This is a genomic window from Rhizobium sp. BR 362, from assembly GCF_036528765.1.
In the GTDB taxonomy this organism is placed as follows: domain Bacteria; phylum Pseudomonadota; class Alphaproteobacteria; order Rhizobiales; family Rhizobiaceae; genus Rhizobium.
In genome coordinates this window covers 67,760-91,446 of sequence record NZ_JARWGH010000016.1, presented here as the reverse complement: position 1 = coordinate 91,446, position 23,687 = coordinate 67,760, and the positions used below count along the sequence as shown (strand labels likewise).

The 23,687-nt window shown below is 60.4% G+C and carries 23 protein-coding genes; 19 read left to right on the top strand and 4 right to left on the bottom strand.

Annotation, left to right across the window (positions count from 1 at the left end; all coding sequences use genetic code 11):
- Positions 1–14: 14 nt before the first annotated feature.
- The 9 genes from QDY28_RS19575 to QDY28_RS19535 all read left to right on the top strand — a co-directional run bounded on the left by QDY28_RS19575 (position 15) and on the right by QDY28_RS19535 (position 7,906).
- On the top strand, positions 15–1,412 hold the full coding sequence (locus QDY28_RS19575) for a pyruvate dehydrogenase complex E1 component subunit beta (protein ID WP_331383311.1): 1,398 nt from the start codon (positions 15–17) through the stop codon (positions 1,410–1,412).
- Positions 1,413–1,427: 15 nt separating this feature from the next.
- Positions 1,428–2,786, top strand: a complete 1,359-nt coding sequence (locus QDY28_RS19570; RefSeq protein WP_331383310.1) for a pyruvate dehydrogenase complex dihydrolipoamide acetyltransferase — start codon at positions 1,428–1,430, stop codon at positions 2,784–2,786.
- A 138-nt stretch (positions 2,787–2,924) separates the two neighbouring features.
- Positions 2,925–3,566, top strand: a complete 642-nt coding sequence (locus tag QDY28_RS19565; protein WP_331383309.1) for an SGNH/GDSL hydrolase family protein — start codon at positions 2,925–2,927, stop codon at positions 3,564–3,566.
- 136 nt (positions 3,567–3,702) lie between these two features.
- Positions 3,703–5,166 (top strand): dihydrolipoyl dehydrogenase, encoded by a 1,464-nt coding sequence (gene lpdA / locus QDY28_RS19560; protein ID WP_331383308.1) that lies wholly within the window; start codon positions 3,703–3,705, stop codon positions 5,164–5,166.
- Between the two features lie 55 nt (positions 5,167–5,221).
- Positions 5,222–5,482, top strand: coding sequence for a GlsB/YeaQ/YmgE family stress response membrane protein (locus tag QDY28_RS19555; RefSeq protein ID WP_028753137.1), 261 nt, complete (start codon positions 5,222–5,224; stop codon positions 5,480–5,482).
- A gap of 7 nt (positions 5,483–5,489) precedes the next feature.
- Positions 5,490–5,738: a GlsB/YeaQ/YmgE family stress response membrane protein gene (locus QDY28_RS19550; protein WP_028753138.1), complete on the top strand. Its 249-nt coding sequence runs from the start codon at positions 5,490–5,492 to the stop codon at positions 5,736–5,738.
- Between the two features lie 36 nt (positions 5,739–5,774).
- Positions 5,775–6,746 (top strand): lipoyl synthase, encoded by a 972-nt coding sequence (gene lipA / locus QDY28_RS19545; RefSeq protein ID WP_283058218.1) that lies wholly within the window; start codon positions 5,775–5,777, stop codon positions 6,744–6,746.
- Positions 6,747–6,859: 113 nt separating this feature from the next.
- Entirely contained in the window at positions 6,860–7,450 is a 591-nt protein-coding gene (locus QDY28_RS19540) for an AAA family ATPase (protein WP_331383307.1), read from the top strand.
- Positions 7,451–7,459: 9 nt separating this feature from the next.
- Positions 7,460–7,906 (top strand): type II toxin-antitoxin system RatA family toxin, encoded by a 447-nt coding sequence (locus QDY28_RS19535; RefSeq protein ID WP_331383306.1) that lies wholly within the window; start codon positions 7,460–7,462, stop codon positions 7,904–7,906.
- On the opposite strand, the gene QDY28_RS19530 is transcribed toward QDY28_RS19535, so the two are convergent.
- Positions 7,897–8,397 carry a CinA family protein gene (locus QDY28_RS19530; RefSeq protein ID WP_331383305.1) on the bottom strand — a complete coding sequence of 167 codons (501 nt, stop codon included), beginning with the start codon at positions 8,395–8,397 and terminating at the stop codon, positions 7,897–7,899. The two genes, QDY28_RS19535 and QDY28_RS19530, sit on opposite strands and share 10 nt — an antisense overlap.
- Positions 8,394–9,614, bottom strand: a complete 1,221-nt coding sequence (locus QDY28_RS19525) for a bifunctional 2-C-methyl-D-erythritol 4-phosphate cytidylyltransferase/2-C-methyl-D-erythritol 2,4-cyclodiphosphate synthase (protein WP_331383304.1) — start codon at positions 9,612–9,614, stop codon at positions 8,394–8,396. The genes QDY28_RS19530 and QDY28_RS19525 overlap by 4 nt, the downstream gene beginning before the upstream one ends.
- Before the next feature lie 218 nt (positions 9,615–9,832).
- Between QDY28_RS19525 and dusB the strand changes: the two genes are divergently transcribed.
- From dusB to hflX, 8 genes are all read left to right on the top strand, one after another.
- Positions 9,833–10,861 (top strand): tRNA dihydrouridine synthase DusB, encoded by a 1,029-nt coding sequence (gene dusB / locus QDY28_RS19520; protein WP_331383303.1) that lies wholly within the window; start codon positions 9,833–9,835, stop codon positions 10,859–10,861.
- Positions 10,858–12,006, top strand: coding sequence for a two-component system sensor histidine kinase NtrB (locus tag QDY28_RS19515; RefSeq protein WP_331383302.1), 1,149 nt, complete (start codon positions 10,858–10,860; stop codon positions 12,004–12,006). The genes dusB and QDY28_RS19515 overlap by 4 nt, the downstream gene beginning before the upstream one ends.
- The gene (gene ntrC / locus QDY28_RS19510; RefSeq protein ID WP_028753146.1) at positions 12,003–13,454 is read left to right on the top strand and encodes a nitrogen regulation protein NR(I); all 1,452 of its coding nucleotides are present in this window, start codon (positions 12,003–12,005) and stop codon (positions 13,452–13,454) included. Before QDY28_RS19515 ends, ntrC begins: the two co-directional genes overlap by 4 nt.
- A gap of 284 nt (positions 13,455–13,738) precedes the next feature.
- Positions 13,739–16,012 carry a sensor histidine kinase NtrY-like gene (locus tag QDY28_RS19505; RefSeq protein ID WP_331383301.1) on the top strand — a complete coding sequence of 758 codons (2,274 nt, stop codon included), beginning with the start codon at positions 13,739–13,741 and terminating at the stop codon, positions 16,010–16,012.
- Complete coding sequence (gene ntrX / locus QDY28_RS19500) at positions 16,002–17,366, top strand: nitrogen assimilation response regulator NtrX (RefSeq protein WP_331383300.1); 1,365 nt, start codon at positions 16,002–16,004, stop codon at positions 17,364–17,366. Before QDY28_RS19505 ends, ntrX begins: the two co-directional genes overlap by 11 nt.
- Before the next feature lie 74 nt (positions 17,367–17,440).
- Complete coding sequence (locus tag QDY28_RS19495) at positions 17,441–18,304, top strand: D-amino-acid transaminase (RefSeq protein ID WP_331383299.1); 864 nt, start codon at positions 17,441–17,443, stop codon at positions 18,302–18,304.
- A gap of 108 nt (positions 18,305–18,412) precedes the next feature.
- A complete protein-coding gene (hfq, locus tag QDY28_RS19490; RefSeq protein WP_007693481.1) occupies positions 18,413–18,655 on the top strand; it encodes an RNA chaperone Hfq in 243 nt (80 codons plus the stop codon).
- A gap of 78 nt (positions 18,656–18,733) precedes the next feature.
- Positions 18,734–20,068, top strand: a complete 1,335-nt coding sequence (hflX, locus tag QDY28_RS19485) for a GTPase HflX (protein WP_331383298.1) — start codon at positions 18,734–18,736, stop codon at positions 20,066–20,068.
- Positions 20,069–20,083: 15 nt separating this feature from the next.
- On the opposite strand, the gene mazG is transcribed toward hflX, so the two are convergent.
- Together mazG and QDY28_RS19475 are read right to left on the bottom strand one after the other, a co-directional pair.
- Positions 20,084–20,920: a nucleoside triphosphate pyrophosphohydrolase gene (gene mazG / locus QDY28_RS19480; RefSeq protein ID WP_331383297.1), complete on the bottom strand. Its 837-nt coding sequence runs from the start codon at positions 20,918–20,920 to the stop codon at positions 20,084–20,086.
- A 127-nt stretch (positions 20,921–21,047) separates the two neighbouring features.
- A complete protein-coding gene (locus QDY28_RS19475; RefSeq protein WP_331383326.1) occupies positions 21,048–21,596 on the bottom strand; it encodes a nucleoside deaminase in 549 nt (182 codons plus the stop codon).
- A gap of 332 nt (positions 21,597–21,928) precedes the next feature.
- On the opposite strand from QDY28_RS19475, the gene cysG reads away from it, so the two are divergent.
- Positions 21,929–23,365, top strand: coding sequence for a siroheme synthase CysG (cysG, locus tag QDY28_RS19470; protein ID WP_331383296.1), 1,437 nt, complete (start codon positions 21,929–21,931; stop codon positions 23,363–23,365).
- Positions 23,366–23,368: 3 nt separating this feature from the next.
- The gene (locus tag QDY28_RS19465; RefSeq protein WP_331383295.1) at positions 23,369–23,683 is read left to right on the top strand and encodes a DUF2849 domain-containing protein; all 315 of its coding nucleotides are present in this window, start codon (positions 23,369–23,371) and stop codon (positions 23,681–23,683) included.
- Positions 23,684–23,687 lie beyond the last annotated feature (4 nt).

Genomic DNA, 23,687 nt, shown 5'->3' with positions numbered 1-23,687 from the left:
GGGAGGGACGATCCATGCCCATCGATATTCTCATGCCCGCCCTTTCTCCGACGATGGAAGAGGGCACCCTTTCCAAATGGCTCAAGCAGGAAGGCGACAAGGTCACTTCCGGTGACGTGATTGCCGAAATCGAGACCGACAAGGCCACCATGGAAGTGGAAGCCGTCGACGAAGGCGTTATCGGCAAGCTGCTGGTTCCCGCCGGTACGGAGAACGTCAAGGTCAACGCCAAGATCGCCGTGCTGCTGCAGGATGGTGAATCGGCCGATGCGATTTCGGCTGCTCCGGCTGCCGCCCAGCCGGCTCCCGTCGCTGCTCCCCAGGTCGCCCAGGAAGAGAAGCCGACAAATACCGGCTCTGCTGCCGCACCGGTCCCGGCCGAGCCGAAGGCGTCCGTTCCGAACGATCCGGAAATCCCGGCAGGCACCGAAATGGTTTCCATGACTGTGCGCGAAGCGCTTCGCGATGCGATGGCCGAGGAAATGCGCGCCAACCCCGACGTTTTCGTCATGGGTGAAGAAGTTGCTGAATACCAGGGCGCCTATAAGGTCACCCAGGGCCTGCTGCAGGAGTTCGGTCCGCGCCGCGTTGTCGACACCCCGATCACCGAGCATGGCTTTGCCGGCGTCGGCGTCGGTGCCGCCATGGCCGGCCTTCGTCCGATCGTCGAGTTCATGACCTTCAACTTCGCCATGCAGGCGATCGACCAGATCATCAACTCCGCCGCCAAGACGCTTTATATGTCGGGCGGCCAGATGGGTGCTCCGATCGTCTTCCGTGGCCCGAACGGTGCGGCTGCTCGCGTCGCTGCCCAGCACAGCCAGGATTATGCTGCCTGGTACGGCCATATTCCGGGCCTCAAGGTCGTGATGCCCTATACGGCAGCCGACGCCAAGGGCCTGCTGAAAGCGGCGATCCGTGATCCGAACCCGGTCATCTTCCTTGAAAACGAAATTCTTTACGGCCAGCACTTCGACGTGCCGAAGCTCGACGATTTCGTTCTGCCGATCGGCAAGGCTCGCATCCATCGTGCCGGCAAGGACGCAACCGTCGTGTCCTTCGGTATCGGCATGACCTATGCCACCAAGGCAGTTGCCGAGCTGGAAGCCCAGGGCATCGATGTCGAGCTGATCGACCTTCGCACCATCCGCCCGATGGACCTGCCGACCATCATCGAATCCGTCAAGAAGACGGGTCGCCTGGTGACCGTCGAGGAAGGCTATCCGCAGTCTTCCGTCGGCACGGAAATCGCCACCCGCGTCATGCAGCAGGCCTTTGACTATCTCGATGCGCCGATCCTGACGATCGCTGGCAAGGATGTGCCCATGCCCTACGCCGCCAACCTCGAGAAGCTGGCGCTTCCGAGTGTGGCCGAAGTGGTCGATGCGGTGAAAGCCGTTTGCTACAAATAAGGGGAGGGCTCTTCGATGCCTATCAACATCACCATGCCTGCCCTCTCGCCAACCATGGAAGAGGGCAACCTCGCCAAGTGGCTGGTCAAGGAAGGCGATAAGATCAAGTCCGGTGACGTCATCGCCGAGATCGAGACCGACAAGGCGACGATGGAAGTCGAGGCGGTCGACGAGGGCACCGTTGCCAAGATCGTCGTTCCCGCCGGCACCGAAGGCGTCAAGGTCAATGCGCTGATCGCGGTTCTGGCCAGCGAAGGCGAAGACGTCTCCGCCGCTGCCTCGGGCGCTGCCGCTCCGGCCGCAGCACCCGCCGCCGCGGCGCCTGCCCCAGCGCCGAAGGCGGAAACAGCTCCGGCTCAATCCGCACCGGCGGCTCAGCCGGCCCCGGCAGTACCTGCCGCCCCTTCAACGGATAGCCATCGCACCTTCGCGTCGCCGCTCGCTCGCCGGCTCGCCAAGGAATCCGGCATCGATCTGACGGCGCTCGTCGGCTCCGGTCCGCATGGCCGGGTGGTCAAGAAGGACATCGAAGCCGCCGTTTCCGGCGGTGGCGCCAAGGCCGCTCCGGCGGCTGCTCCGGCTGCCCAGCCGGCCGCGGCTGCACCGGCTCCGGCCCCGGTCGCCGCGAAGGGCATGTCTGATGACGCCGTCCTCAAGCTCTTTGAGCCCGGTTCTTACGAGCTCGTCCCGCATGACGGCATGCGCAAGACCATCGCCAAGCGCCTGCAGGAATCCAAGCAGACGATCCCGCATTTCTACGTCTCGGTCGATTGCGAACTCGACGCACTGCTGGCACTGCGCACGCAGCTCAACGATTCGGCTCCGAAGTCGAAAGATGGCGTGCCGGCCTATAAGCTCTCGGTCAACGACATGGTCATCAAGGCCCTGGCGCTGGCACTGCGCGATGTTCCGGATTCCAACGTGTCGTGGACCGACAGTAACATGGTCAAGCACAAGCATGCCGACGTCGGCGTTGCCGTTTCCATTCCGGGCGGCCTGATCACGCCGATCATCCGCAGCGCCGAGCTGAAGACGCTGTCTGCCATCTCCAATGAGATGAAGGACTACGGCAAGCGCGCCAAGGAACGCAAGCTGAAGCCTGAGGAGTATCAGGGTGGTACGACGGCCGTGTCCAACATGGGCATGATGGGCGTCAAAAACTTTGCCGCCGTCGTCAACCCTCCGCATGCGACCATTCTGGCCGTCGGCGCGGGCGAGCAGCGCGTGATCGTCAAGAAGGGCGAAATGGCCATAGCCACCATGATGACCGTCACGTTGTCGACCGACCACAGGGCCGTCGACGGCGCGCTCGGTGCCGAGCTCCTGGCAGCCTTCAAGGGTTACATCGAAAATCCGATGGGGATGCTCGTCTGAGCTTAGAGCCGGATGATTTTAGGTCGAATCGACCTAAAATCTGAATCCGCTCTAGAATGAAATAGATAGAGCGTGATGTCGCCCGAAAACCGCTTACACTTTTCGGCATCACGCTCTGGTCGCGACACGGAGGCATGAATGACCAAAACCGTTCTGTGTTATGGCGACTCGCTGACATGGGGCTATAGCGCCGAAACAATGGGTCGTCATGCCTTCGCAGATCGGTGGCCGAGCGTGCTGCAAAAGGCGCTCGGCGATCAGGTCCGGATCATTCCGGAAGGGCTGAACGGCCGCACCACGGCTTTCGACGATCATCTCGCCGATTGCGACCGTAACGGTGCGAAGGTATTGCCGACGATCCTGCAGACGCATGCGCCGATCGATCTCGTCATCATCATGCTAGGCACCAACGACATGAAGCCGGTCATCGCCGGTTCGGCCTTTGCTGCCTTGCAGGGCATCAGCCGGTTGATTCAGCTTGTGCGCAGTCATACATGGCCATTCGAATATGAAGTCCCGGACATCCTGATCGTTGCGCCTCCCGTCATCACCAAGACGGCCGATCCGGCTTTCGCGGCTCATTTCCTCGGCGCGATCACAGAGTCAGCGAAGCTTGCGACGCTCTACCGCGATTTGGCCGACGAGCTTGGCTGCGGCTTTTTCGATGCAGGCACGGTTGCCGTCACCACACCGCTCGATGGCGTGCATCTCGATGCAGAAAATACCCGGGCGCTCGGCCGCGGCCTCGAGCCGATCGTGCGAATGATGCTCGGACTATAACTATTTGATTACGCATGATCTTACTTGAAAGCCGCTTCACAATCTTCGCTTTGCGGTTCTTCGGTTCGCCATCGTGCTTCGGAAAAATCAAGGCGGGCTGAGCTTCGGCCGGCCGCCAACCAAAGGCAGGAAACATATGGCTGAGAATTACGACGTCATCATCATCGGCTCTGGCCCTGGCGGCTATGTTGCCGCCGTGCGCGCCGGCCAGCTTGGCCTGAAGACGGCGATCGTTGAACGCGAGCACCTGGGCGGCATCTGCCTGAACTGGGGCTGCATTCCGACCAAGGCGCTGCTGCGTTCGGCCGAAATCCTCGATCATTCCAATCACCTGAAGGAATATGGCCTTGTCCTCGAAGGCAAGGTGACGCCCGATGTGAAGGCGGTCGTCGCCCGTTCGCGCGGCGTTTCCGCGCGCCTCAACATGGGCGTCGGCTTCCTGATGAAAAAGAACAAGGTCGACGTGATCTGGGGTGAAGCCAAAATCACCAAGGCTTCGACCGGCACTCAGCCCGCCGAAATTGTCGTCGGCAAGTCGACCAAACCCGTTGTCGAGCCGCAGCATCCGTTGCCGAAGAACGTCAAGGGCGAGGGCACCTACACGGCCAAGCATATCATCGTAGCCACGGGCGCCCGTCCGCGTGCGCTGCCCGGTATCGAGCCGGATGGCAAGCTGATCTGGACCTATTTCGAGGCGCTGAAGCCGGATTTCCTGCCGAAGTCGCTGGTGGTCATGGGTTCGGGCGCAATCGGCATCGAATTTGCGAGCTTCTACCGCTCTATGGGCGTCGACGTCACCGTCGTTGAAATCATGCCGACCATCATGCCGGTCGAAGATGCCGAAATCTCCGGTATCGCCCGCAAGCAATTGGAAAAGCGCGGCCTGAAGATTTTCACCAAGACGAAGGTCACCAAGGTCGACAAGGGTGCCAACAGCATCACCGCACATATCGAGACCGAGGACGGCAAGGTGCAGCAGATCACGGCTGACCGGATGATCTCCGCCGTCGGCGTGCAGGGCAACATCGAAAATCTGGGTCTGGAAGCGCTCGGCGTGAAGACCGATCGCGGTTGCGTCGTCATCGACGGCTACGGCAAGACCAATGTGCCGGGCATTTATGCGATCGGTGACGTCGCCGGCCCGCCGATGCTGGCGCATAAGGCCGAGCATGAGGGCGTCGTCTGCGTCGAGAAGATCGCCGGCCTGCCGAACGTGCATCCGACCGACAAGAGTAAGGTGCCGGGCTGCACCTATTGCCAGCCGCAAGTCGCCTCCGTCGGTCTGACGGAAGCAAGGGCAAAGGAACTCGGCCGCGACATCCGCGTCGGCCGCTTCCCGTTCACGGCCAACGGCAAGGCGATCGCGCTTGGAGAGGACCAGGGTCTCTGCAAGGTCATCTTCGACAAGAAGACCGGCGAGTTGCTCGGCGCGCATATGGTCGGCGCCGAAGTGACCGAACTGATCCAGGGCTTTGTCGTCGCCATGAATCTGGAGACGACAGAAGAGGAACTGATGCACACGATCTTCCCGCATCCCACCGTTTCTGAGACGATGAAGGAAGCCGTGCTGGACGCCTACGGCCGCGTGCTCAACGCTTGATAATCTCCTGGCTCGCCCTTTATCCAGAGGGTGGAAAATCGCAAAGGAAATCATCATGTCTGTCAGTACTGAGGCTTGGGTCGTTTTTCTGTTGATCGGTTTGGTGGCGGGGTTTCTCGCCAGCCTCGTTGTCGGCGGCGGCGGTCTGATCAGTTGTTTGTTGAGCGGCGTGATTGGTGCTTTCGTGGGCGGGTTCCTGTTCAATTGGCTGGGAATTTCGCTGGGCATACAAAATGCGCTCGTGGTCGAAATCATTCACGCAACGGTGGGCGCGATTGTCGTGGTCCTGTTTGCAAGGGCGATAGCGTGGGGGTAGAGGTGCGATGGAAGGCGTAGGCTGGCTGGGTCTGATCATCATCGGCGGTCTTGCCGGCTGGCTTGCGGGCAAGCTGATGGAGGTGCGATATGGCATCATCCTCAACATCGTTCTCGGCATCGCCGGCTCGGTCGTTGCAGCGGCCATTCTGGTGCAATTGCATATCGGCGTGCCCGGCGGCCGGATCGGCTATTTCGTCACTGGTTTCATCGGTGCATGCATTCTGATATTTCTCGCCAAACTCGTCCGGCGATGAATAGGCCGCGAGCAAGCGGCGGAAAGTAGACATTTCATGGTCACGATTCTCGACACGATCAATCCCGAAGCCAAGCGCATCAGGCATCCGGAAAAGGCGCACCGACCGGATACGGAAGTTCTGCGCAAGCCGGACTGGATCCGCGTCAAGGCGCCGACATCGAAGGGCTATGCCGAGACCCGCTCGATCGTGAAGGAGCACAAGCTCGTAACCGTCTGCGAAGAGGCCGGCTGCCCGAACATCGGCGAGTGCTGGGACAAGAAGCACGCCACCTTCATGATCATGGGCGAGATCTGCACGCGCGCTTGCGCCTTCTGCAATGTCTCGACCGGCAAGCCGAACGCGCTCGATATGGCCGAGCCTGAAAACGTCGCCAAGGCCGTCAAGGAAATGGGCCTTAGCCACGTCGTCATCACGTCCGTCGATCGCGACGATCTGGAAGATGGCGGTGCCGAACACTTCGAAAAAGTGATCTGGGCGATCCGCGCCGCTTCGCCGACAACCACGATCGAGATCCTGACGCCGGATTTCCTGCGCAAACCGGGCGCTCTCGAGCGGGTCGTCGCCGCCAAGCCCGATGTCTTCAATCACAATCTGGAAACGGTGCCGTCGAAGTACCTGACGGTGCGTCCCGGCGCCCGGTATTTCCATTCCATCCGTCTGCTGCAGCGGGTCAAGGAACTGGATCCGACCATGTTCACCAAATCGGGCATCATGGTCGGCCTCGGCGAAGAGCGCAACGAAGTGCTGCAGCTCATGGACGACCTGCGCACGGCCGACGTCGACTTCCTGACCATCGGCCAGTATCTGCAGCCGACCCGCAAGCACCATCAGGTCATGAGCTTCGTCACCCCGGACGAATTCAAATCCTACGAGACGGTCGCCTACACCAAGGGCTTCCTGATGGTCGCCTCCAGCCCGCTTACCCGCTCGTCCCATCACGCCGGCGACGATTTCGCCCGCTTGCGGGCCGCCCGTGAGAAGAAGGTGCTGCTGGCTGCGGAGTAAATTCCAATCTCTTGCCTTTTGAATGAACCGCGGCGATTGTGCCGCGGTTTTCGTTTCTACCGTCATCAGATCATCATCTGCGCTATGGCCTTCTGAGAGTGGAGGAAAACGGGATGGATCAGATCGCAATGAAGTTGCATAACGAGGTGACCGATCTGAGGCAGGCAGCGGATCATATCCGCGACGCTGACCGCATTCTGGTGATGGGCTGCTCGGGAGGTGGAAAATCGACCCTGTCTCAGCAGATCTGCGCGCGCTTGGATTTGCCTTACGTCTCGATGGATCGCGAGTTTTTCTGGCTGCCAGGCTGGGTAAACCGAGACAAGGCCGAGGAGCGCGCCCTGATTGCAGCCAAGGTCGCCGAGGAGCGTTGGCTCATTGATGGGACGGCACCATCAAGCTTTGATCTGAGGTTGCCCCGCACAGAGCTCGTCCTTTGGGTACGCGTGCCGCGCTGGCTGTGCATGTGGGGCGCTTTGTCGAGAGCGCTGCGATGGCTTGGGCGGTCGCGCCCCGATATGGCGCCGGGTTGTCCCGAGCGTATCGATTGGGAATTCCTGCGTTACATCTGGGATTGGGAGCGCAAGTTTGCTCCCAAGGTACTTGCCGGCATCGCTCAACACGCTCCCGATGTACCTGTTCTACAGCTAAAATCCCGCGGCGACATGCGCAGGCTTCTTGATCTTCTGGGCCGTCCTGCTTAATTGCCGCTCATGCCTCAGTTTGAAACGCATCGCCCCGTACCGCACTCGCCTGACCAGATGTTCGATCTCGTTGCCGATGTCGAGCGCTATCCGGAATTCCTGCCGCTTTGCGAGGCGCTGGTTGTCCGCAACCGCAAGGAACGCGACGGCAAGACCTTGCTGATTGCCGATATGACCGTGGGCTACAAGGCGATCCGCGAGACGTTTACGACGCAGGTGCTGCTCAACAAGCCGGAGCGCGCGATCGATGTGAAATATATCGATGGGCCATTCAAATATCTCGATAATCGCTGGCGCTTCACGCCGTCAGAAAGCGGCGGCTGCAGCATTGATTTCTTCATTGAGTATGAGTTCAAGAGTCGCATCCTCGGCGCCCTGATGGGATCGATGTTCGATCGCGCTTTCCGTATGTTCACGGATGCCTTCGAGACGCGTGCGAAGAAGATCTACGTCTGACTCAAGGCAACAAGCATCTCCAGCGCCGTTCCTACTGTAGCAAGGCGCACCTTGTCGCGGCCAATATCGCCGTAGCGCATTTCATGGTGGATGAGTGCGCCGCTACGTGCCTTGGCGGCGAGGTGAACCAGCCCCACGGGCTTCTCAGCCGATCCGCCGCCTGGTCCGGCGACACCGGTCACGGCAACGGCAAAATCGGCACGTGAGCGGAAAAGTGCGCCATGGACCATCTGCAGCGCCGTCTCCCTCGAAACCGCGCCGAACTGCACGAGCGTCTGCTCTTGCACGCCGAGCATCTCCATCTTCGCCGTATTCGTGTATGTGACGAAGCCGCGGTCGACGACCGCCGACGAGCCGGGAATTTCCGTCAAGGCGCCGGCAATCAAACCGCCGGTGCAGGATTCCGCCGTCGCGACCATCCAACCCTTGGCGGCGAAATCAGTGATGATGCTCTGAGCGAGCGCCAGAATATCGTCGGGAAAATGGGTCATGCCTTGCCTCCGCGATAAACCACCGTTGCCGTGGCAATGGCCGCAATGCCCTCGCGGCGGCCGACGAAGCCGATCTTTTCGTTGGTGGTCGCCTTCACCGAGCAGCGCTCAAGGCTGATTCCGAGGAACTCTGAGAGTTTGGCGCGCATCGCCTCGCGATGCGGCCCGACCTTCGGCGCCTCGGCGATCAGTGAGACATCGGCATTCATGATCGTGCCGCCGTGTTCGCGGACGATCTTGGCCGCATGCTCTATGAAGATGCGGGAGGGGGCGCCCTTCCATTGCGGATCGGAAGGCGGAAAATGGTCGCCTATATCGCCGGCACCGCAGGTAGCGAGCAAGGCGTCGGTCAGGGCGTGCAGGGCGACATCGGCATCGGAATGTCCCTTCAGCTTCTGGTCATGCGGAATGAAGACGCCGCAGAGCGTTACGCCATCGCCCGGTTCGAGCTGGTGGACATCATAGCCGTTGCCGGTGCGCACATCCGGCAGCAGGCCGGCGGAAAGCTTCTCATCGGCCATGGCGATATCCCTTTTGATCGTCAGTTTGACATTGTCGGCGCTGCCGGCAACCAGCGTCACCGGCAAATCGGCCCATTCGGCAATTGCGGCATCATCGGTGAAATCCGTCTTGTCCTCGGCTGCGGCTTTTTCATGCGCCGCCAGAATATCGGCGAAGCGGAAGGATTGCGGCGTCTGTGCGGCGTAGAGCCCTGAGCGGGACACGGTTTCTGTCACCAGTCCAGCCGCATCGGCTCGTTTCAACGTATCCGTCACCGGCATGGCGGGCAGCACGGCGGGTGCGCCGGCGGTGAGTGCCGCGGCAACGCGATCGAGCAGATCATGGTCGAAGAAGGGGCGTACGGCGTCGTGGATCATGACATGTGTAACGCCGGCACTTTGCAAACGCCGTAGCCCCGCAAGCACCGATTGCTGACGGGTAGCGCCGCCGAAAGCAATCTCGACCTCAGGCGAATCGGCAACCTGTTTGAGCGCGGCCTGTAGCAATGTCTCGTCATCACGATGGATGACGATCACGATCTTTGCCGCCTGCGGCCATGTCACGAATTTTTCAAGCGTATGCGCAATAACCGACCGGCCGCCGATCGGGCGATACTGCTTCGGGCCTTCCTCGGGCGATCCAGCCCGCTCGCCACGCCCGGCAGCCACGATCACGATTCCGATCGACATCGGTTGCATTGAGTGCATTTGCGTCATAAACCCCAGGGATGAAAGGCTTTCGCTCCCGCATGATCTCCAAAATTGCAAAACCGTTTTTGGACAACATCATGCCAAGCAGACCGCCAAGCCGGACCTCGCTCCAGCAGGGTCTATCGTCTTGAATGGGCATTTTCCAGCATTTGCCCGAAAAATATCGGCATTCTCCGAAACCCCTTGGCAAGCTTCATAAGACTGTCTAAAAATAGTGCAGATATATGGTGTGCCTGAAAGATAATCATTTGTTTCCGTCCGAGCTTGCAGCCCCATTTTCCATCGGCCCGGTGCCAGTCCGCAATCGCGTGATCCTCGCGCCGATGTCGGGCGTGACCGATTTGCCTTTCCGGCAGCTCGCTCTGCGCTACGGGGCTGGCCTCGTCGTGACCGAAATGGTCGCCAGCCGCGAATTGGTGCAGGACACGGCGGAATCCTGGGTGCGCCTGAGGAGCGCCGGGCTGAAGCCGCATATGGTGCAACTGGCCGGTCGTGAGGCGCATTGGATGGCCGAGGCGGCGAAGATTGCCGCCGACAATGGCGCCGACATCATCGATATCAACATGGGCTGCCCGGCGAAGAAGGTCATCGGCGGCTATTCCGGTTCGGCGCTGATGCGCGATCCGGATCATGCGCTGAGCCTGATCGAGGCGACGGTCCAGGCGGTGAATATCCCGGTAACGCTGAAGATGCGACTTGGCTGGGACGAAAACTCCATAAACGCGCCGCATATCGCCCGCCGCGCCGAGGAGGCTGGAATTCAGCTTGTGACTATTCACGGCCGCACGCGCATGCAGTTTTACGAGGGCAGGGCGGATTGGGATGCCATCCGCGCCGTGCGCGATGTCGTCTCCATTCCGTTGGTCGCCAACGGGGATGTCGACAGGCCGGAGGATGCTCGCGAGATCCTTCGCCGCTCCGGTGCCGATGCCGTCATGGTTGGTCGCGGCTGTCAGGGACGGCCTTGGCATGCGGGCGTGCTGGCCGGCCATCGCCATCCGGACCACGGCGATGTCGCCGAGATCGCCCTCGAACATTATCAGATGATGTTGGAATTCTATGGCGAAGCTGTTGGCGTTCGTCATGCCCGCAAACATCTTGGCTGGTATCTGGACCGTTACGCTCCCACCATAACAGGCGCCGAAAAGGCAGCAATCATGACTTCGAAAGACAGTCGGGAGGTGGCGGCATTGTTCCATGCGGCGCTGCAGGCCGGATCCGATCTTGTCCAATGCGCCCAGGAGGCAGCATGACTTCTAAATCCGATTCCGGAGCTGCAGGCAGTGCCGTGGCCATGGCCGTTCTCAACGCGATCCAGAACCCGGTCGTCATGGTCAACGAGGCCGGGCTGATCGCCTTTGCCAATTGGGAGGCGGAAGCCTTCTTCGGCGCCAGCGCCTCGCATCTGGCTCGTTATGAGATTTCCACCTTCATTCCCTTCGGAAGTCCGCTGCTGGCGCTGATCGACCAGGTGCGCGAACGCCGCGGGCCGGTCAATGAGTACCGCGTCGATCTCAGCTCGCCGCGCCTCGGCCAAGACAAGCTCGTGGACATCTATGTCGCGCCTGTTTCGAGTGAGCCCGGCTCCGTGGTGATCGTTTTCCAGGAACGATCCATGGCCGACAAGATCGACCGGCAATTGACGCATCGTGCCGCCGCCCGTTCTGTAACCGGCCTTGCCTCGATGCTGGCGCATGAGATCAAGAATCCGCTCTCCGGCATCCGCGGCGCGGCCCAATTGCTCGAACAATCGGTCGAGGATGATGATCGCGGTCTGACGCGCCTCATCTGCGACGAGACCGATCGCATCGTCTCGCTGGTCGACCGCATGGAGGTCTTTTCCGACGAGCGCCCCATCGACCGCGTGCCGGTCAACATCCATTCCGTTCTTGATCATGTGAAGGCGGTCGCGAAAGCGGGTTTTGCCCGCAATATCAAGGTCACCGAGAATTACGACCCGTCATTGCCGGCGGTCTATGCCAATAGAGACCAGCTCGTGCAGGTCTTTCTCAATCTCGTGAAGAATGCCGCCGAAGCCATTGGCGACCGGCCGGATGGCGAGATCGTGCTGACGACCGCCTATCGCCCGGGCATCCGCCTCTCCGTCGCCGGCACGCGCGAAAAGATCTCGCTGCCGCTGGAATTCTGCGTGATCGACAATGGCCCGGGCGTGCCGGCCGATCTCCTGCCGCATCTCTTCGATCCGTTCATCACGACCAAGACCAATGGCACCGGCCTTGGCCTGGCGCTGGTCGCCAAGATCATCGGCGATCATGGCGGCATCGTCGAATGCGACAGCCAGAATCACCGCACCACCTTTCGCGTACTGATGCCGGCTTCCAAGGGCATCACGCTTGAAGATGCTCCTCTTCCGAACTCCACAGGGACTACTCGATGACAGCTACGATCCTTGTCGCCGACGATGATGCGGCCATCCGCACCGTGCTCAATCAGGCTTTGAGCCGCGCGGGCTATGATGTGCGCATCACGTCCAACGCCGCCACGCTCTGGCGTTGGGTTTCCGCGGGCGAAGGCGACCTCGTTGTAACAGACGTCGTCATGCCTGACGAAAATGCCTTCGACCTGCTGCCGCGCATCAAGAAGGCGAGGCCGGAATTGCCCGTTCTGGTCATGAGTGCGCAGAATACCTTCATGACGGCGATCAAGGCTTCGGAAAAGGGCGCCTATGATTATCTGCCAAAACCCTTCGACCTGACGGAGCTGATCGCCATCATCGGACGGGCCTTGTCCGAACCGAAGCGTAAGCCCGCCAAGCTCGATGATGACGTGCAGGACGGCATGCCGCTGGTCGGCCGCTCCGCCGCCATGCAGGAAATCTACCGTGTGCTGGCACGTCTGATGCAGACCGACCTGACGCTGATGATCACCGGCGAATCCGGCACCGGCAAGGAGCTCGTCGCCCGCGCGCTGCATGATTACGGCAAGCGCCGCAATGGCCCCTTCGTCGCCATCAACATGGCGGCGATCCCGCGCGACCTGATTGAATCCGAATTGTTCGGCCACGAGAAGGGCGCCTTCACCGGCGCACAAACGCGCTCGACCGGCCGTTTCGAGCAGGCCGAAGGCGGCACGCTGTTTCTCGACGAAATTGGCGATATGCCGATGGACGCCCAGACACGTTTGCTGCGCGTCCTGCAGCAGGGCGAATATACGACGGTCGGCGGCCGCACGCCGATCCGCACGGACGTGCGTATCGTTGCGGCCACCAACAAGGATTTGAAGCAGGCGATCAATCAGGGCCTCTTCCGCGAAGACCTCTACTATCGCCTCAATGTCGTGCCGCTGCGCCTGCCGCCGCTTCGAGACCGGGCGGAGGATATTCCCGATCTCGTCCGCCACTTCGTGCAGCAGGCGGAAAAGGAAGGACTGGGCTCGAAGCGCTTCGATCAGGAAGCCTTGGAGCTGATGAAATCCTATCCCTGGCCGGGCAACGTGCGCGAGCTGGAAAATCTCATCCGTCGCCTGATGGCACTCTATCCGCAGGACGTTATCACCCGCGAGATCATCGATGCGGAATTGCGCGCCGACGTGCCCGATAGCCCGATCGAAAAAGGCCCGGTCCGCACCGGTTCCATGACCATCGCTCAGGCGGTCGAGGAGAACATGCGGACCTATTTCGCCGGCTTTGGCGACAATCTGCCGCCGCCGGGCCTCTATGATCGGGTTCTCACCGAAATGGAATATCCGCTGATCCTTGCCGCCCTGACCGCCACCCGCGGCAATCAAATCAAAGCCGCCGATCTGCTTGGCCTTAACCGCAATACATTGCGCAAAAAGATCAGAGAACTGGGTGTTTCCGTCTATCGAAGCTCTCGCACCGCTTGACAATGTGATCGGATGCGTTGCATTTTCGCCACAATGCGTTGCTTAAAGGTCACGCAGCCGGTTCACTGATTTTGTGGTAGCGATTCGTCGAGTGTGTTCCTGCGCAAGGGGAAATTGTTCATTAGTTTCAGCTCATTGTTCAAATGATTTGAAATGCAGGTTTCGCGGCGCGTGCGAAGCCGAATGACGGTTCCGACCTTGCCTGGTCGCTTTTGCTGTCACCAAACAGTGCTGATGCAATTTGGCCGGGCGCAGACCGCCGCCCGCGCCCGGAGACGATGGGAATGAAGCAGGACGCGGTGTCGCCGACATCGAGCGACGAGGCGGTCGTCAAGGTGACGGACCGTCGTGCATCCTTCGCCCTTCCTGGCCTCATCTTGGCCGGCGGCGCGCTTTTATGCGCGATCGCGACGCTTTTGATGCTTCTGGGGCTGACGCCGGTCGCCCCTACATCCTCGGTCGTCTTCACCTCCGTCGTCATCAACGGCCTGTTCGTCCTGGGGCTGATCGCCCTGATCGCGCGCGAAGTCGCGCGCCTTGTCAAAGCGCGCAGCCGCGGCCGCGCGGCGGCGCGCCTGCATATCCGCATCGTCGTTCTCTTTTCCATCGTTGCGATCACCCCGGCGATCCTCGTGGCCATTGTCGCCAGTTTGACCCTGAATGTCGGCCTCGATCGCTGGTTTGCGCTGCGCACGCAGCAGATCATCAGCTCCTCGCAGAATGTCGCCCAAGCCTATCTGATGGAAAACGCCAGCTACCTTCAGGGCCAGACCGTTTCCATGGCGAACGATCTGGAGCGCAATCGCACGCTCTATAGCCTCGATCGCACCGGTTTCGCCGATCTGATGACCCGGCAGGCCAAGGGGCGCGGTTTGTTAGGCGCTTTCCTCGTGCGTCGCGACGGCACCGCCATTGTTCAGGCCGACATCAAGACCGAGCGCCCGCTGCCGGCAATTCCGAAAGACGCGCTCGACGCTTCCGCCGACGGCCAGCCGACGCTCATCCCGCCTGGTGTGACCAACCTCGTCGGCGCCATCCTCAAACTGGACGAGATTCCCGGCGCCTTCCTCTACACCGTACGTGCCGTCGATCCACGCGTCATGAACGCCATGCGCATGGTCGAGGATAACACGGCCGAATACAAGGCGATGGAAGAGGGACGCATGTCCCTGCAGATCGCCTTTGCCGTGCTTTACATCGGCTTTGCGTTGATCGTGCTTCTGGCGGCGATCTGGACCGCAATCGCGGTTGCCGACCGCATTGTTCGGCCGATCCGGCTTTTGATCAGCGCCGCCGACAACGTCGCCTCCGGCAATATGAATGTACTGGTGCCGGTGCGCGCGGCCGATGGCGACGTCGGCAGCCTGTCGCGCACCTTCAACAAGATGATCTCGGAGATACGCACGCAGCGCGACGAGATCCTCGAAGCCAAGGACGAAGTGGATGACCGCCGCCGCTTCATCGAAGCGGTGCTCTCCGGCGTGACCGCGGCCGTGATCGGCGTCGAACATGACCGGCGCATCACGATCGCCAACACGTCCGCCGAAGAGCTGCTGACCCTGAAAAGCGATGAGCTCGTCGGCAAGAACCTCGCTGAGATAGCCCCTGAAGTCGAGCAGGTGGTGACGGAAGCGACGACCCGGCACCGCAATGATTTCCGCAAGCAGATCAGCCTAGTGCGCGGCGGCACGGTGCGTACGCTAAGCGTGCAGGTGACCCGCGAGGAATCGCGCGATTCGAACGAATCCTACGTCATCACGCTCGACGACATCACCGATCTGGTCATCGCCCAGCGTTCGACGGCCTGGGCCGATGTTGCTCGCCGCATCGCGCATGAGATCAAGAACCCGCTGACGCCTATCCAGCTTTCCGCCGAGCGCATTCGCCGCCGCTTCGGCAAGAATATCGCCGAAGCCGATCGCCCTGTCTTCGATCAATGCACCGAGACGATCATCCGCCAGGTGGGCGATATCGGCCGCATGGTCGATGAATTCTCGTCCTTCGCCCGCATGCCGAAGCCGACCATGGAGCCGAGCGATCTGCGCGACATCCTGCGCGATGCGGTGTTCCTGCGCGAGATGGGCAACAACCACGTCAAGTTCGAGCGCGAGCTTGGCGACGAGCGGTTGGAAGGCATGTTTGACACACGCATGCTGGGCCAGGCTTTCGGCAATCTCATCAAGAACGCCGTCGAAGCGATCGAGGGCGTGCCGAGTGGCGAGACCCGCGAGGAGCCTAAAATCCTCGTACGCTCATTCCTGGATGCCGAGCGGGACCGCTTTACGGTCGACGTCATCGACAATGGCCGCGGCCTGCCGGTCGAGAACCGGCACAGCATTCTCGAACCCTACATGACGATGCGCGAGAAGGGGACAGGCCTGGGACTCGCGATTGTCAAGAAGATCATTGAAGACCATGGCGGGCAGCTTGAACTGCATGATGCTCCCGCCGATTTCGACCAGGGCAGGGGTGCCATGATCCGCGTGCATTTGCCGCGTCGTGAGCAGGCCGCCGTCGCCCAGACAGCAAGTGACAAGGAAAGCGTTTATGGCATCTGATATTCTCGTTGTGGATGATGAGGAAGATATTCGCGAAATCGTTTCGGGAATTCTTTCGGATGAGGGGCATGAGACTCGCACCGCATTCGACAGCGACAGCGCCTTGGCGGCGATCTCCGACCGAGCACCGCGGCTGATCTTCCTCGATATCTGGATGCAGGGCAGCAAGCTCGACGGTCTGTCATTGCTGGACGAGATCAAGGCGCGTCATCCGGAACTGCCGGTGGTAATGATCTCCGGCCACGGCAACATCGAAACCGCCGTCTCCGCCATCAAGCGCGGCGCTTTCGATTTCATTGAGAAGCCTTTCAAGGCCGACCGGCTGATTCTGATCGCCGAACGTGCTTTGGAGAATTCCAAGCTGAAGCGTGAGGTCTCGGAGCTGAAGCGCCGCACCGGCGATGCCGTCGAGCTGATCGGCACGTCGGTTGCCGTTTCGCAGCTTCGCCAGACCATCGACAAGGTCTCTCCGACGAACAGCCGCGTGATGATCTTCGGCCCCTCCGGGTCCGGCAAGGAACTCGTGGCCCGCATGATCCACAAGAAGTCGTCGCGCGCCAATGGTCCTTTCGTCGCGTTGAATGCGGCGACGATCACGCCCGAACGGATGGAAATCGCCCTCTTCGGCACTGAGGGTTCGCCGGGCCAGCCGCGCAAGATCGGTGCGCTGGAAGAGGCGCATCGCGGCATCCTCTATCTCGATGAAGTCGGAGAAATGCCGCGCGAGACGCAGAATAAGATCCTGCGCGTGCTGGTCGATCAGCAGTTCGAACGCGTCGGCGGCTCGAAGCGCGTGAAAGTCGACGTGCGCATCATATCGTCGACCGCCTACAATCTGGAAAGCCGGATCGCCGAGAGCCTGTTCCGCGAAGATCTCTATCACCGCCTCGCCGTCGTCCCGGTGCGCGTGCCGGCGCTTGCCGAGCGGCGCGAGGACATTCCATTCCTCGTCGATCAACTGATGCGGCAGATTTCGGAGCAGGCCGGCATCCGCTCGCGCCGCATCGGCGACGATGCCATGGCGGTGCTGCAGGCGCATGACTGGCCGGGCAATATCCGCCAGCTTCGCAACAATATCGAGCGCCTGATGATCCTGGCGCGCACCGATGGCGTTGAGACCCCGATTTCGGCGGAGATGCTGCCGACCGATCTCGGCGACATGCTGCCGAAGGTATCCGCCAAGAACGATTATCACATCATGACATTGCCGCTGCGCGAAGCCCGCGAAATGTTCGAGCGCGACTATCTGATCGCGCAAATCAACCGCTTCGGGGGCAATATTTCGCGTACTGCCGAGTTCGTCGGCATGGAGCGCTCAGCGCTGCACCGCAAGCTGAAGTCGCTCGGCGTCTGAAGCCGTTTGCGCGGCAGTTCCGATCTGCCCCGCAACTCCCTCACATCCTTTTGAAATTCTGATCAGGGTCCGCCATGCCGAGAATAGCTTATGTGAATGGCCGTTACGTCAAGCACAGCGACGCAAGGGTCCATGTCGAGGATCGCGGTTATCAATTTGCCGACGGCGTCTACGAGGTCTGCGAGGTCCGTCACGGGTTGATCGTTGATCTGACCCGTCATCTCGACCGTCTCAATCGCTCGCTAGGAGAATTGCGCATCGCCTGGCCGATGAGCCGCGCGGCGCTGATCCATGTGATTCGCGAGACGCTGCGCCGCAATCATGTCCGCAACGGGCTGTTCTATCTGCAAGTGACGCGCGGCGTTGCCCGCCGTGATCATGTCTTCCCGGCCGAAGGCACGCCGTCCTCGATCGTCGTCACCGCCAAAAGCACTGATCCATCCATCATTGCCAAGAAAAATGCCAATGGCATCAAGGCAATTACCGTGCGCGACAATCGTTGGGATCGCGTCGACATCAAGTCGGTCGGGCTTTTGTCAAACGCGCTGGCTCGCCAGCAGGCCAAGGAAGCCGGCGCACAGGAAGCCATCTATATCGACCATAACGGCATGGTGAAGGAGGGGGCGGCGACCAATGTCTGGATCGTTGATACCGATGGCAATCTGGTCACGCGCCCGGCCGAGCACGGCATTCTGCGCGGCATCACGCGCACGACGCTGATGGATGTCGCTTCGAAGTTGGAGCTTCCAATTGTCGAGCGTTTTTTCTCGGTCGAGGAGATGATGGCGGCGCGCGAAGTGTTCATTACGGCCGCTACCAGCATTTGTTTTCCGGTGGTTGCCATTGATGGCGAGACAATCGCCAATGGTCATCCCGGCAGCGTTTCGCAGAAAATTCGCGAAGCCTTTTTCGACGTTGCGGAAAAGACTGCGATTTGATACCAACATTCGCTGGAGAGGAGAGAATGAGGGTATCTCCTATCCGGGGTCTCAGTATATCTTGATATTTCACCGGCTTAGGCCGGCAAAAAAGAAAGAAGCGGCGCGATGGCGGAACGTTCTCAAAACTTGCAGGACCTATTTCTCAATACTGTTCGCAAGCAAAAGATTTCACTCACAATCTTTTTGATCAATGGCGTAAAGCTCACGGGCGTTGTTACGTCCTTCGACAATTTCTGCGTCCTGCTGCGTCGAGACGGCCATTCACAGCTTGTCTATAAGCATGCGATCTCGACGATCATGCCTGGCCAACCGATGCAGATGTTCGAAAGCGAAGAAGTCGCATCCTAAATAGGATTTGCCGTTATCACGACACGCGATACGAAAAACGATTCCATCATCCCGGAAACTGCGAAGCATCGGGATGACATGCATGCCGTCGTCATTGTGCCCGTCCTGAAGCACGCGCGCGCATCGCGCTCCGCGCAGGCGGATGGTGCGACGACCACCTCACGTTCCCCCGAAAGCCGGCTCGAAGAAGCCAAGGGTCTGGCACTCGCCATCGACTTGGACGTCGTCAATGGCTCGATCGTGCCGATCAACGATCCGCGTCCGGCGACGCTTCTCGGCACCGGCAAGATCGAGGAAATCCGCGCGCTGCTCGACGAATTCAATGCCGGTCTGGTTATCGTCGATCATCCGCTGACGCCGGTACAGCAGCGCAATCTCGAAAAGGAATGGAACGCCAAGGTCATCGACCGCACGGGCCTGATCCTTGAGATCTTCGGCCGCCGTGCCTCCACCAAGGAAGGCACGCTGCAGGTCGATCTTGCGCATTTGAACTATCAAAAGGGCCGGCTGGTTCGAAGCTGGACCCACCTTGAGCGCCAACGCGGCGGCGCGGGCTTCATGGGCGGCCCAGGCGAAACCCAGATCGAAGCCGACCGGCGTATGCTGCAGGAACGGATTATCCGCCTGGAGCGCGAGCTGGAGCAGGTGGTGCGTACCCGCCAGCTTCACCGCGCCAAGCGCAAGAAGGTGCCGCATCCGATCGTGGCTCTGGTGGGCTACACCAATGCCGGCAAATCGACATTGTTCAACCGGATTACCGGCGCCGGCGTCTTGGCCGAGGACATGCTGTTTGCGACGCTCGATCCGACGCTGCGGCGCATGAAACTGCCGCATGGCCGAACCGTGATCCTCTCCGATACCGTCGGCTTCATTTCAGACCTGCCGACCCATCTCGTGGCCGCTTTTCGCGCTACGCTGGAAGAAGTCCTTGAAGCCGACCTGATCCTGCATGTGCGCGATCTCTCCGATGACGACAATCCGGCGCAGAGCGCCGACGTCATGCGAATTCTCGGCGATCTCGGCATCGGCGAGGCGGAAGGGGCGGAGCGCATCCTCGAAGTCTGGAACAAGATCGATCGACTGAAGCCGGAGGCGCACGATGCCATCGTCCAGAAGGCATCGACCGCCGAAAACGGCATCGCGGTATCGGCAAGAAGCGGCGAGGGCGTCGATCGCCTGATGAATGAAATCAGCCGCCGGCTTTCCGGCGTGCTGACCGAAACGACGATCACGCTGCCGGTCGACAAGCTGGCGCTGCTGCCATGGCTCTATAATCACGCCATCGTCGATAGCCGCGAGGACAACGAGGACGGCACCGTCACCTTGGATTTACGCTTGACCGAGACGGAAGCAGCGGAGCTGGAGCGGCGCATGGGCAACGGTCCGAAGCCGCAGCGCGAGGACTGGGAATAGCCGCCCTGCTGCGTCTTACTCAGCAAGCTGACGCTCGATGGCCTTCGCCGCCTGCCAGATATCTTCCATCCGCTCCAGAGAGGCGCCGTCCAGGGTTTCCCCTTCGGCGGCGAGTGTCGTTTCGATGTGGCTGAAACGGCGGCGAAATTTCGTGTTGGTGCCCCGCAATGCCTGCTCGGGATCCGCCTTCACATGCCGGCCGATATTGACGACAGCGAAGATCAGGTCACCCAGCTCGTCGCTGACCTTGGCCTTATCGCCGCTCGCAAGCGCTACCCGCAATTCATCGATCTCCTCCTCGATCTTGTCGAGGATCGGCTCTGGCGCTGACCAATCGAAGCCGACCTTGGCGGCGCGTTCCTGCAATTTCAGCGCCTCGGTCAAAGCGGGAAATGTGCGCTGCACCGAACCAAGCAAACCGGTCTTGAAATCCTCGGAAATTCCCCGCCGCGCCCGGCGCTCGGCACGCTCGCGCTTCTCTTCTGCCTTGATCTCTTCCCATTGCACTTTCACGGCATCAGGCGTATCGGCGCCGGAGACGGCGAAGACGTGCGGGTGCCTGCGGATCATCTTGCGGGTAATGGCTTCCACCACATCGCCGAAGGAGAATTCGCCCGCTTCCTCGGCCATGCGGGCGTGGAAAACAACCTGCAGCAGGAGATCGCCAAGCTCCTCGCAAAGATCGTCCATATCTCTCCGTTCGATCGCATCGGAAACCTCGTAGGCTTCCTCGATCGTATAGGGCTTGATGGTCTCGAAGGTCTGGACGATGTCCCAGGGGCAACCGGTCTTAGGATTGCGCAGCGCCGCCATGATTTCGATCAGGCGGGATATGTCTCGCGATGCTTCCATCGTGGCCTCTATGGTCTTGTCTAGAGCAATTCCAGGAAAAGTGCGTAGCGGTTTTCCGTCCGGAATTGTGTGAAAACAAAGAGATAGAGCAGTTCAGCGATTCCGTGAAGCGCTGAACTGCTCTAGTTCAGTTCAGTGGAATGTCGTTTTCGCTCTTCGTCGCCTGATAGCGGTCGGAGAGTGCGGCATAGGCGGCCTTGATGCGCGCCGTTTGTTCCTTGAGCGCCGTCTTCAGCGGCGCCGCTTCGGTTTCGACGAGATCGGCGATGGCAAAGCTGTTCCAGAAGGCGTTCTGCCGGCGATAGCCGCCTGGTTCCAGTCCGAAGACCTCTTTCAGGATCTTCAGGTCATGCGGGATCTTGAATGCATCACGGGAATCCTCGTGGCTGAAGAAATAGTAGAAATTATCGAAACCGGCCCAGGTGATCGCCGACATGCACATGGTGCAGGGCTCATGCGTGGACAGGAAGATCAGGTCCTTGGTCGCGGGCTTCTCGCCGAGTTCATAGAAGCGCTTCAACGCATGCACTTCGCCATGCCACAGCGGATTTTCGAGCTCGTTGTTCGTTTCGGCAATGACCAGCGACAGGTCGGATTTACGCAGGATCGCCGCCCCGAACACCTTGTTGCCGGCGGCAACGCCCCTTTGCGTCAGTGGCAAGATATCGTGTTCCATGACATCGAGGAGGCGGGTGGCAATTGCATTGGCGGACAAATGGAACACTCCGAAACATTTGCCTTATCTTAACGGCATTGCCGGCACGGCGGAATGCGCAAATGACGTATGGACTCCATTTGCCACAGGCAATAGGACTATGCTGATGGCAAGAAATCCCAAAAGTCTATGGATTTCCTGTATTTATGCCATGGTGACTGACTGGTGAGTTTTGCTCAAATCGAAGAGATGTCGAGCAAAAGAATACGGACTCGGCGGAGCATTAGAATTTCTGTTTCTTCAATCTCCTGGCCGCTAAGGTGATATTCGGGCAATCTCGAAGTGGAATAATGATGCCTCCCAGGACTCAACAGCTTTCGGTGTTTCCCGCCTTCTTTCGCGTGGAAGGAAGGATCGCGGCTGTCTTCGGCAATGGTGATGAAGCCTTTGCCAAGACGCGGTTGCTGATGAATACGCAGGCGAAGATCGTTGCCTATGCGCAGAAGCCGGAAGCCGACTATCACTCCTTCCTGATGACCAACCGTATCGAGACCGTACGAGCCGCCTTTTCGCCGGATCAGGTCGAGGGCGCTGCTCTGGTATTCGCCGCAACGGGCGATGCCGATGCCGATCGTGCGATCGTCGACGCTGCTCGCGTCGCGAAAATTCCGGCGAACGCTGTCGATCAGCCGGACTATTGCGATTTCTACACCCCGGCACTGGTCAACCGTGCCCCGGTCGCCGTCGCCATCGGCACCGAAGGCGCTGGCCCCGTGCTGGCGCAAATGATCCGCGCCCAGATCGACCAGTTGTTGTCACCCTCCCTCGGCAAGCTCGCGGAACTCGCGACGACCTACCGCAAATCCGTTGATCGCGTTGTGCCGCGTGGCGTCGTCCGCCGCGTCTTCTGGCGCCGCTTCTTTTCCGGTCCCGTCGCTGACGCCGTGAGTGCCGGTCATTTGTCGCAGGCCGAACGCGCGGCTGAGAGCTTGCTGCACGCGATGCACAAGGTTGAGGGTCATGTGTGGCTGGTCGGTGCCGGTCCTGGCGCCGAAGACCTGCTGACGCTGCGCGCTCAACGCGTGATGATGGAAGCCGATGTCATCGTCTATGACGCGCTCGTCCCGCAGGCGATCGTCGATATGGGCCGTCGTGACGCCGAACGTCTTTCTGTCGGCAAACGCAAGGGCTGCCACACCAAATCGCAGGAAGAGATCAACGATCTGCTGGTGCAGCTTGGCCGGGACGGCAAGCGCGTCGTGCGGTTGAAGTCCGGCGATCCGCTGGTCTACGGCCGGGCGGGCGAGGAAATGGCTGCCCTGCGCGCTGCCGGCATTACCTACGAGATCGTTCCGGGCATCACCTCGGCCTTTGCAGCCGCCGCCGATTTCGAGCTGCCGTTGACGCTGCGCGGCGTTGCCTCCTCGCTGGTCTTCACCACCGGTCACGATCTCACCGGCGACGTTCTGCCGGATTGGGCGAGCCTAGCCGTTTCCGGCGCGACCATCGCCGTCTACATGGGCCGTACGGTCGCCGCTTCCGTTGCCGGCCGTTTAATGGAAGCCGGGCTTCCGGCCGAGACCACCGTCGCCGTCATCGAGAACGCCAGCCGCCGCGACCGCCGTCTGATGCATGGCACATTGAAAGATCTGCCGGACCTGGAGCATCGCGATGAGCTCAGCGGTCCGGTCATGGTCATTATCGGCGATGCTGTCGCCGGCGCCAATTTCGAACAGTCCGTGCCGCTGGTCCGTCAGGAGACCGTGGTTCAAGAATTTGCAAGGAGCTGATCCATGGTCGACAAGGTTCTGACCGCAAACCGGCTGACCGATGGCATTGCCGTCTGGTTGGATGCCAATGGTGCGTGGACGACCTCGCTGCAGGAGGCGCTCGTCGCTCGTCATGCCGAGGCGGAAGCTGCCCTCGAGGCGATCGGCAAGCAGGCCTATGCCGACAACAAGGTTGTCGACGTCAATCTGATCGACGTTCAGGAAACCGGTGGTAAGCTCTGGCCGCTGCGCCTGCGTGAGCGCATCCGCGCCGAAGGTCCTACCATGGAATACGCGCCGGGCTATGCTGCGGCCGATCCGGAATTCATTGCAGTCTGAGGAA